Raw genomic sequence first — 8706 nt, 5'->3', positions numbered from 1 at the left:
TTCGTGCCTTCGGGTGGCGGCAAGTGGCTGATCGAAGCGCCATACGTGATGCAGGCGGCGAACGACCTGCACGTGCATCTGGGTTGGGCGGTGCAGGTCTACAACGCCGCCGAAGCATTGCCGAACTTGATCAATCCGTTCTGGATGCTGCCGCTGCTCGGCGTGCTGGGATTGAAGGCGCGTGACATAGTGGGCTTTACCTTCATGCAACTGGTGGTGCACGTGCCGCTGGTGCTGGGCCTGTTGTGGCTATTCGGGCTTACGCTGAGATACATGCCGCCGCTGATCCCATGAGCCCCCTCAGCTGATCGCCATGCGAGGTGACGGCATCGTCACGAACCCCGGCGACAACCCTGCCTGTACACCGGCTTCTACGCCAATCGAATGGCGCGATTTCAGGTGCCTCTCCTCGAGTTCGGACCCAACTCCGGAAAGCGATTCCCTGCCAAGCAGAGAAGTTCTTCGCCGCTGACATAGCGGCGCCTACATAGAACGGCGCCGTTATCCCAATGAGAAATAAGCGGAGTGCCATTCATCGCCCAACGAATGTTGGGTAGCTTTTTGAACAACTTCTCAAAGTGGTGCGCCTCTCGAAGGCCCCGTGAAACAAGCAACCTTGCAATAGATAGCGCACAACCGCAGTCCGCGCGCAGTACGTTCTCTCACGCATAGTGCTCGGCCCAAGCCATTGCACAAAAACTTCGAAAGGCACGTTCGACGTTGCGTCGCCTTGGCCTTCTTACCTGAAGGTAGACCCACTCATGAAGGAGCGCGTCATGTACAGCATTGACTACAACAGCTACCGCGCCATCAAAGGATACAATCGCCGTACTCGCTTTCTTGTCATGCACTACACGGCAGTAAATTTTGCAGCATCCGTAAGCGCGCTCGCTGGAAATGGTGGAGTCAGCGCGCATTATCTGGTTCCTGACCCCGCAGATCAAAGTTATCTGGACAGCGGCTTCAGGGACATGCGCATCTTCAACCTGGTCGATGAGAGCGAGCGAGCCTGGCACGCAGGCATCAGCTACTGGGACGGCCGCAATAACCTGAACGACACCGCCATTGGCATCGAAATAGTAAATCTCGCTTCGGATAATGGCGGCATATTTACCTTTCCCCCATACCATCCCGAACAGATCAATGCGATCAAACGGCTTTCATCGAATATCCTGCAACGTTATCCCGATATCAAGCCAACTCACATACTAGGTCATAGCGATATAGCCCCCGATCGTAAAAGCGACCCCGGCCCAGCCTTTCCCTGGAAAGATCTTTATGAAGCGGGCATTGGCGCATGGTATGACGAGGAAGCCAAGAAAAAATACCATCAACGATTTAGCCATGAACATCCCAATCAGAGTGAAGTGATCAATAAATTCAAAAGATACGGTTACGACACTTCTTCAGTGCAGTCACAGCGTGGCTTAAGAAATCTCGTCAGAGCTTTTCAGCTTCACTTCAGATCGTCCAATTATGACGGGAATTTAGACGCCGAGACAGCAGCCATTCTATACGCCCTGGTCGATAAATATTTTCCGTGATGCAGACACGTCAAAGAAGATAAAGTCATGCATCGCCAAAAAAATGAAGAATTGAGAGCCAGCTGGGTAGCCAGCACCCTAAATCTGGACTGGCCATCCAAGGCAAGCTTGAGCATCCAGAACGACACCGAGCGAACACAGGTGCAGAAATCAGATCTCAAGATTCTCGATGAAATCAAAGAGCTGCACATGGACATCGTTATTTTTCAGGTCAAGCCTTGCGCAGACGCGCTTTACCGATCCGATATTCTGCCATGGTCGAGCTATCTGACCGGGGCATTGGGCAAATCACCCGGTTTCGATCCGCTTGAATTCGCTATCGACCAGGCACATGCACGTGGAATCAAATTGCATGCATGGTTGAATCCGCAAAGGGTTTCGATGGACACGAGATCCTCTACCATTGACGAATTGAATGCGTCTTCCCCGAGTCTGCTGCAAGCGTTTTCAAGCAGCATCCGGAATGGATAAAAACGTCCTACAACCGATTTGTGCTCGACCCTGGACTTCCAGAAGTACAGGCGTGGATACGCGGAGTGGCCGAAGAAGTCGTTAAAACAATTATCTCAATCGCAACATTTATAGGGCACGTTCGGAACACGATGGCTTTTATTCCCCAGGCATGGCCGATCTGTTTGCGCATCATGGCTTCCTGACATGGGGTGGCTATTGGAACGACCCACTCGGCTGTCAGCATTTCGAGTTAGGCCCACGACGTTTCATCGAACGTTTGTACACGGCAGATCCCCAAGACAGCACCAACTCGATCAACGGACGCAAGCTATTCGATCAATACATAGATACGTTCGGGCCATGCTTTGCCTCGCGCAAAAATCAGGCGTCCAAGGCATCGTCATTAAGAGCTTTTTGTACGGCAGAGACAATTCAGCAACTCTCCGGGAGGTGAACCAAGCACATCATCACATGGACTTCCGCTTGCTCAATATCAAACCTGATTGATGTCGAGTCGCAGTAACCCATTACAGGCCTTGGCCTTGTAGCAGGCGCGCGAAACGTTCGCCCGAGCTGGAGGTATTCGCGTTGAAGCCGACCTGAAGATCGACCGTGTTACTGACCTGATCCGCCGTTCAACTTGACCTTGAGAGATGACGCCATGACACGCAAACCATTCCATCCTATCCAAGTCGTTGATGGAGCCCTTTCCCCACATTTCGAGGCACCGGCGCCTGTACTAGCACCCACCGACCTCTCCGTATCCCTGCCCAAATACCTGCGCGAATCTACACTCGCCAGCCTCAATCTAGTTCCCGTGGTGGGCGGCTTTCTATCATACATTGGAGCGCTATTCATTCCCCAACCCGGCAAATCGCCCGAGCAGATGTGGAAAGGGCTCGTAAGTGCGCTTATCTCGGAAAGCCTATTCAAAACAGTACAACAGGATCTTGTCGGTCTCACGAATAGCGCCGAGCTTTATCGGAATGCCGTATCTTCCGGTGACAAGGAAGAAATCAGGGAAACGAGCATTTCCGTCAACGTGCTGTTTACTGGCCTCCTGCCACGCTTTCAGATCCATGGCGAGGAGGTCCGGCTGCTTCCGCTGTTCGCCATTGCTGCAACCATGCACCTGAGCCTGCTGAGGGATATCGCAGTGAAAGGAAGGGACATCGGCCTCAACGATCAGTCGGTAGCAAACTACAAGCAGCAGCTTCGCAACAGAATCGACATATACACGCAACACGCGGATAGATACGCAGCCGAGGCGATCCAACGGGCTAAAACGGAGAATCCGTCTCGTTCGCCCACCACTCGTAATCAGCCGCTGTCCGCTATGCTCGTAGCCAGTGCGGCATACCAGATTTCAGTTCTCGACCTGCGGGACATTTGGCAGGCATTCGACGCGCACAAAAATACGGGACCCGTATCGGTACGGCTTGTACGCGAAATATATTCCCCGATTGTCGGCTGGTGGGGGCCACCGTCGTCTCGAGCGCCCGATCGAATTCCTGACTGGAAGCAGCCGGCCTCCCGATTGAAGACACTCCATATCTGGACCCGTACTCAGTGGAGAACAACCTATGTAAGCGGGTTCGCCATGACGTATGCAGAAGTCCCCGGGCAATCGGACTATCTACGCCGATTGGAAGCCGGAAAGCTCCAAGGACAACAGCACACCCTGAACCTGGGTGATGACTACCTTAGCAAGCTTGAGGGTCATACGGCGGCAACCATCGACCGCGTCTCCTTGCTCCTTGGCAAGAGTGGCCGTTGGCATCGATACGGGCCAGACAGGGAAAACATTACCCAGCCTTTATATACGGCTGCATATGAAGATCACTGCCTATCCTCCATTCGGGCCACGCCGGTCAACACCGACGGTTATTCCGAGGGCAGCCCAGCAGGCTTTATCTTTGGATTTCACCTGATTGACCAGGTGCCGAAGCCCATATCGGTCAAGTTGCGCGAAGAGATCAAGCCCAAGATTGCTCCGCAACTACTGAACTGGATGATGTCTTGATACGACTGGCCACGAGCCAAAAATCGCGCGACATGACGTCATTGCAAAGTGATTAGCCGACGTCGTCAAGCACACCAACACCAGGCTGTATATCGGTGTTTCATCGAACGTTTGTACGCAGCAGACCCCCAAGACAGCACCAACCCCGTCAACGGACGCAAGCTATTGGATCAACAAGCTATTCGATCAATACTATAGATAAGTTCGAGCCATGCCTTGCCTCGCGCAAAAATCAGGTGCCAAGGGCATCGTCATTGAGAGTCTCATGCGCGAGGGAAGCGATCCAGCAATTCTCCAGGGCGTGACCGCCTCCCTGGTAGCCCTAACGCTCCGAACTTAGAGATGTTTCAACCACCAGAAGTCCAATCTCCTCGTTCCGGCGAAAGCCGGAATCCATCGCAAGTAACTGAAAACTCCGCCATCGGCATCCGATCTTCCTACGGCATGGAAGCCGCATAGCCGCGCTCACGCATCCACTTTGCCAACAGGTCCGGCCACACGCGCAATGCCGGATCGGCTGCCGCCAACCCCGCGCCATGCCCTCCATGCTGAAACAGATGCATCTCGGCCGGCACGCCCGCCTTGACCAGCGCCTCGTAGAACATGACGCTGTTCATCACGGGAACCGTACTGTCATCCGTCGTCGCAAACAAAAACGTCGGCGGCGTGTGCTTGGTCACTCGCGTCTGTGCGGAAAGCGAGCGCACCCGTGCAGGGTCTGGATGATCCCCCAACAGATTAATCCGCGACCCTACGTGCGTAAGCGGATCCATCAGCGTGATCACCGGATACGCCAGTATCAGGAAATCCGGGCGGCTGCTCTCGCGCTCCACCGCATCGCTCGACGCCGCATTGCCCGGGTCGAATTGCGTTCCCACGGTCGCGGCAAGATGCCCTCCGGCGGAAAATCCCCATACTCCGAGGTGATCTTCGGCAATGCCGTATTCCGCCGCATGCGCACGCACCAGACGAATCGCGCGCGACGCATCTTCGAACTCGACGGGATAGTGATACTTCGGTCCCAGCCGGTACTTCAGCACGAACGCCGCCACCCCGCGCTCGTTCAACCAGCGCGCAATCGCGTAGCCCTCCTTCTCCATCGCCAGATTCTGGTAGCCGCCTCCCGGGAAAACCACCACACCCGTCTTCGTCGCGTTGGCCATCTTCGGCAAGAAAATCGTCAGCGTCGGCTTGTCGACGTCCTCATTGCCCTGCGCTCCAGGAGCGCCCGACGGCCACAACAAAACCGTCGTCGTACCCGTTGGCGGAATAGTTGCCGCAGCCGACGTCCGCGGTTGCCCAAAAGCTAGCGTTGCCACCCACAGCGCCAACGTAAAAATTCTCAATCCGCGATGCATTCTTTTCCCCGCGATGTGTTTCGTCATTGCTTGCCAATGCTGCGGCTCATCCCAGCAGCGTCATTATCTTCACCCGGCACTTGCGCGCAACGCAGCGGCCAGGATACGTACGGCACCGCGCATTCTTGGATCGGTCACGCGGTGATGCAGCATCACCTCGGTCAGTGGCAGGCGCGGTAGTCCCAGGCGCTCGCCAACATCGACCAGGGTTGGCGCGCAGACTCGTTGCGGCAAGGGTGCAGCGGCGAGTCCGGCGGCGGCAGCCGCCACCACGGCGGGCAAACCGCCGCCCACGAACACTTCCGTCCACCGCACGCCGGCATCGTCAAGGGTTTTCAGCGCGCGCGCCCGGATGGTGCACGGCGCGGCCAGCAAGGCGATGCGCAGCGGTTCTTCGCGCGGCCATTCGAAACCCGGCAGCGCGTACCAGGCGTACGGTTCCACGAACAGGCGTTCACCATCGCCACGCACACCATCGCGGCAGACGATCGCCACATCGACGTCGCCGCGGTCGTACGCTGCGAGCAGGCCGTGCGATGCGCCGACACGCACTTCCATGCAAAGCGAACGGTCGTAAGCGCCGAGCTTGGCAAGCAAGGCAGGCAGATCCGTACCGGCAGCCTGGTCGCTGATGCCGATGCGCAAGTTCAGCCGTGCGGCCACGCGCCGGTGCAACGCGCGCTCGTGCGCGTCCAGCAGTTCGCGCGCGGCGCCAAGGAAGGCCTCGCCTTCGGACAGCAGGCGTACGCGGCGCGGCGTGCGCTCCAGCAGGCGATGTCCCAGCCGGTCTTCCAGGCGCTTCAGTTTCAGACTGATGGCCGACTGCGTGGTGCCGATCGCTTCGGCAGCGCGGGTGAAGCTGTTGAGGTCGGCCACCAGCACGAAAGCCTGCACGGCATCCAGGTCCAGCGGGCGGCGCAGGTAAGCATTTTCATTTGTCATGACTAAATCGCTCAATCATGAGTGTTACTTATCTTAGGATGGAACTAGCATGGACGCCAAGCTGGTTTTGCCATAGGAGCTGGGCATGAACACACACGACGCCGCAGGCGACCCGCGGCGATGGTTGGCTTTACCCGTGTTATTGGCGGGCGCGTTTTTGCCACCGCTGGATTTTTTCATCGTGAACGTGGCGCTACCTTCGATCCGCGCAGCGCTGCATACGAGCGCTGCGCAATTGCAGTTCGTGATTTCGGCGTACGCGGCGACCTACGCTGTGTTCCTGATCACCGGTGGCAGGCTGGGCGATCTGTATGGCCGGCGGCGGATGTTTCTGCTTGGCATCGCAGGCTTCACCTTGGCATCGCTGTTGTGTGGATTGGCGTGGTCGTCCGAAGCACTGCTGGCCGGACGCATCCTGCAAGGCATGATGGCAGCGGCCTTGGCGCCGCAGGTGCTGGCCTCGATCCGCGTGATGTTTCCGGATGCCGAGCAACCGCGTGCCCTGGGCCTGTATTCGGCTACGTTCGGCGTGGCGGCAACGCTGGGGGCGCTGCTCGGCGGCGCGCTGGTATCGAGCCATCTATGGGGGATGGGCTGGCAGCTGATCTTTCTGGTCAATCTGCCGATCGGCACGGCGGCATTGATGGCCGGGTTCGTCTTGTTGCGCGAATCGCGCGCGGAGCACGCATTGCGCCTGGACCTCGGTGGCGTGGCGTTGTTGTCGATTGCGTTGGCCTTGCTGGTGTATCCCCTGGTGGAAGGCCGCGAACAAGGCTGGCCGGCCTGGACCTACGCCATGTTGATCGGCTCGCTCACCACCTTCGCGGCGTTCGTGCGGTTTGAAGCGCATGTGGCAAGGCACGGCGGCTCGCCGCTGATCGACGTGCGGCTGTTTGCCGAAGGCGACTTTTCCTTGGGCATCGTGGCGGCGCTGGGCATCTATCTCACCTCGTCCTTTTTCCTCACCTACGCGGTCTATCTGCAAAGCGGCCTGCAACACAGTGCGCTGCAGGCGGGGTGGGCGACGGTGCCGTTCACCATCGGCTTTTTCTGCGGCTCCATGCTGGCTTCGCGCTTGATCGATGCGCTGGGTCATCGCGCATTGCCGTTGGCGTGCGCATGCCAGGCGTTCGGCTTTGGCGTCTTGATCGCCACGGTGCGGCACGCACTGCCGCATGCCGCGCTCGTGCCAGCGCTTGCGGTGGCGGGATTCGGCTTTGGCGTGGCGATGCCCGCCTTGATTCGGGCGGTGATCAGCGGCGTGGAAACCAGGCATGCCGGCCTGGCTTCCGGCATGGTGATTACGGCTTTGCAAATCAGCGCGGCGCTGGGCGTGGCGATCATCGGTGGCGTGTTCTACAGCGTGCTGCATGGGCAAACCGGTGTGAGAGCCTATGCGGACGCGTTTGCAACGGGACTCGGTTGCAACGTCGGCGCGCTGTTGCTGGTGGCTTTGCTGTCGACAGGTATGGGACGCGTGAAGCGCGGCGCTGCATCCACGGTCACTGCGGCGATGGAATGACGTAGGCTGGGATGGCCATCCCAGCATTTCGCATTCTAATGCAGGGATCCCAACCTACGTCACCAACTCAGAGTTCGCGCAAGGCCGTAGTGACGGGCAGGCGCGCCGCACGCAAGGCCGGGAACAGACCGCCGACGAAGCCGATCGCGAGCGCCCATTTCAGGCCCTCCCACAACAGCGCCGGCGTGACCTTGAACGTAAAGGCCAACTGCCCGGTGGTGCCGGTGGCCAAGGTGGATGCGGTCCAGCCGTTGAAGATCAGCCAGGCCAGCAGGCCGCCGACGACACCGCCCAGCAAGGCCAGCATCATCGTTTCCAGCATCACCGCCACCACCACCGGTACCCCGCGAAATCCGATGGCGCGCAGCGTGGCGATTTCACGTGCACGCGCAGCGACCGCGGCGAACATGGTGTTGAGCGCGCCGAAGATGGCGCCGATTGCCATGATCGAACCCACGGTAATGCCCATGATGCGCATCACCTTGCTCATGCCCTCCGACTGCTTGCTGAAATAGTTGACCGTGGTGTCGACGTCCACTTGCAAGCGCGGATCACTGGCCAGCGCGGCCTTGAAGGTATCCAGCGCCTTGGCGTCGGCCAGCTTCACAAATACCGACGTGCGGCTGCTGCCGCGGCGATAGGTGTCGGCAATCACGTTGGCGTCGCCCCAGATTTCCGAATCGTACGCATCGCCGGACGCGAACACGCCCACCACGTTCCAGGTTTGCGCGCCGAGCTTGACCTCGTGCCCGACTTGCAGACCCGCAAACTGCCGCTGCGCGCCCTGCCCCACCACCAGCTCGCGCATGCCCGACCGGAACATGCGCCCGGCAACGATCTTGAGGTTCGGGCGCAAGGCCAACG

The 8706-nt window shown here is 58.5% G+C and carries 8 protein-coding genes; 5 read left to right on the top strand and 3 right to left on the bottom strand.

Features of this window, described 5'->3' with window-relative positions; all coding sequences use genetic code 11:
* From VMA74_RS20210 to VMA74_RS20195, 4 genes are all read left to right on the top strand, one after another.
* A partial coding sequence (locus VMA74_RS20210) for a TIGR00366 family protein (protein ID WP_325370285.1) occupies positions 1–294 on the top strand: 294 nt, incomplete at its 5' end.
* A 482-nt stretch (positions 295–776) separates the two neighbouring features.
* Positions 777–1544, top strand: a complete 768-nt coding sequence (locus VMA74_RS20205; RefSeq protein ID WP_325370283.1) for an N-acetylmuramoyl-L-alanine amidase — start codon at positions 777–779, stop codon at positions 1542–1544.
* Positions 1545–1571: 27 nt separating this feature from the next.
* A complete protein-coding gene (locus VMA74_RS20200) occupies positions 1572–2015 on the top strand; it encodes a family 10 glycosylhydrolase (protein ID WP_325370282.1) in 444 nt (147 codons plus the stop codon).
* Positions 2016–2658: 643 nt separating this feature from the next.
* Positions 2659–4020: an insecticidal delta-endotoxin Cry8Ea1 family protein gene (locus VMA74_RS20195; RefSeq protein ID WP_325370280.1), complete on the top strand. Its 1362-nt coding sequence runs from the start codon at positions 2659–2661 to the stop codon at positions 4018–4020.
* A gap of 437 nt (positions 4021–4457) precedes the next feature.
* On the opposite strand, the gene VMA74_RS20190 is transcribed toward VMA74_RS20195, so the two are convergent.
* Both VMA74_RS20190 and VMA74_RS20185 read right to left on the bottom strand, forming a co-directional pair.
* Positions 4458–5378, bottom strand: a complete 921-nt coding sequence (locus VMA74_RS20190) for an alpha/beta hydrolase (protein ID WP_325370278.1) — start codon at positions 5376–5378, stop codon at positions 4458–4460.
* Positions 5379–5447: 69 nt separating this feature from the next.
* Positions 5448–6320: a LysR family transcriptional regulator gene (locus VMA74_RS20185; protein WP_325370276.1), complete on the bottom strand. Its 873-nt coding sequence runs from the start codon at positions 6318–6320 to the stop codon at positions 5448–5450.
* 85 nt (positions 6321–6405) lie between these two features.
* Between VMA74_RS20185 and VMA74_RS20180 the strand changes: the two genes are divergently transcribed.
* Positions 6406–7842 (top strand): MFS transporter, encoded by a 1437-nt coding sequence (locus VMA74_RS20180; RefSeq protein WP_325370274.1) that lies wholly within the window; start codon positions 6406–6408, stop codon positions 7840–7842.
* A 67-nt stretch (positions 7843–7909) separates the two neighbouring features.
* Here VMA74_RS20180 and VMA74_RS20175 read toward each other — a convergent pair.
* The coding region (locus tag VMA74_RS20175; RefSeq protein WP_325370272.1) for an ABC transporter permease at positions 7910–8706 on the bottom strand (797 nt) is incomplete at its 5' end.

It is taken from the genome of Dyella sp., from assembly GCF_035508675.1.
Classification (GTDB): Bacteria; Pseudomonadota; Gammaproteobacteria; order Xanthomonadales; family Rhodanobacteraceae; genus Dyella_B.
This window is presented reverse-complemented; position numbering and strand designations above follow the sequence as displayed.